At 61.7% G+C, this 1,503-nt stretch carries 2 protein-coding genes; both read right to left on the bottom strand.

From position 1 onward, the window contains the following. On the bottom strand, positions 1-837 hold an 837-nt coding region (locus ENZ74_RS31505), incomplete at its 3' end, for a cell wall hydrolase (protein ID WP_164761384.1). 230 nt (positions 838-1,067) lie between these two features. Then, positions 1,068-1,475, bottom strand: coding sequence for a hypothetical protein (locus ENZ74_RS31500; RefSeq protein WP_013527930.1), 408 nt, complete (start codon positions 1,473-1,475; stop codon positions 1,068-1,070). Positions 1,476-1,503 lie beyond the last annotated feature (28 nt).

Genomic DNA, 1,503 nt, shown 5'->3' with positions numbered 1-1,503 from the left:
CTCTTGCGGCGCGTCTTGAACCGACGAGATGACCCTTGTGTTCAAGCTTCCGCCAAAACGCGCGGCATCCGGCTCTTCCATCGGCTCCTGCATCGCCACCACCGTCGGCTCTTGCGAGACACGCGCGGATTTCGCGGCCGGCGCGGCGGCGGCGGTCACATAGGTCTGCTGGGCGGGAGCGGATCGAACGGTTGCCGTCCTGGCTGGACGCACCGGCTCGGCGGACGCGACCATCGTCACCGGCGCGGCTGACTTGTCGGGCGCCGCCGAGGCAATAGCGACCTGCGGCTCATCCGGCAGCGGCTGCCAGTTGCGGCCGCGCTTCTCGTAGAAGGCATTGCCGCCGGCAACCATGGTGTAGTGCATGTTCTTGTAGGGGAAGCGGAGGCCGGCTGTGTGGAAGAACATGGTGTTCTTGAGCTTGGACTTGCGCTCGCCCTTCAGCACCGCGTCGGCGGCTTCCTCGACATCGGGCATTGCGCGTGAATTCATCGGCCTTGTCATGACACCAGGCGCGAACTGCCCGGGCTCGCCCACCACTTGGCAGATGGTGCTGCCATGATTGCCGGAGCGCAGCCGGTTCATCACCACCGTGCCGACCGCGATCATGCCGTCGCGGCTCGAGCGGTTGGACTCGAAGAACATCGCCCGTTCCAGGCATTCCTTGTCCTTCGGCGTGTGGCTGTAGGCCCCTGAACTCAGGAAACCTGGCGTGATGGCGTCGGTCAGGCTGGCGACGGACATGCCGTGTGAAGTGGTCTGGCTGCAGGCAGCCAAAAACAGGGGTGAAATGACGGCGCCGAGCAACAGCGGCGTCTTCCATCGCGTGGAAATCAACAGGTAACCCTCTCACTTCGTGCCCGCCCCCAGGCTGCGGCAAGAATGAGACACTTTCGGGCAAAATGATGGCCAAAACGTTATTAACAACGTACTGTTGCCAAATTGGCACAATTTCGTGGCTTTCCAGATAGATCGAGCCGTCATTTCACAAAAGCGATGACCGCTCTCTCTTTGTTTCGCCGCAATTGCCCCAAGGGAAAGCACCACGCGATTTTTCCTGAAGCGATCTACCGCCCGGCCGCTATCGCGGCCGGCTGGCCAGGCTCAAGCTCCTCGACCTTCTCCGAAAACAGGCCGCGCCGGAGGAACAGCGTCCGCGCCTCCCTGGCCGTCGGCGCGATCTTTCCCGGCCAGTCGCTGTCTATGAACTCAGCCTTGGTGAAGTCCGGATTTGTCTCGCTTGCCGCCTCGAGGAATTCGGCGATCTCCAGCACGATCGCGCGCTCGTCCTTCGAAAGCGCGGATGTGCCGGCTTCGATCGATGGGCGATGGAGGAAATCCTCGAACAGATAGAAATAACCCTTGATGCCGACGAGATCGACGCCGTCGTCACAATCGGCCAGGATTTCCAGGATCTCGTAGATCCTGTTGCGGATACGCTGCTCGATCAGTCTTTCGGACGGCTCTTCGGCCATGGCCGCACCGAAGGCTAGAAGGGCAGTT

It is taken from the genome of Mesorhizobium sp. M7A.F.Ca.CA.002.15.2.1, assembly GCF_003998715.1.
GTDB classification, from domain to species: domain Bacteria; phylum Pseudomonadota; class Alphaproteobacteria; order Rhizobiales; family Rhizobiaceae; genus Mesorhizobium; species Mesorhizobium ciceri.
Note: the sequence above shows the minus strand (reverse complement) of the source record. Positions and strands in the feature narration are given on the sequence as shown.

Bases quoted from the DNA above. Each gene is read 5' to 3' on its own strand.
- ENZ74_RS31500 (WP_013527930.1), bottom strand. From the start codon at position 1,475: ATGGCCGAAGAGCCGTCCGAAAGACTGATCGAGCAGCGTATCCGCAAC.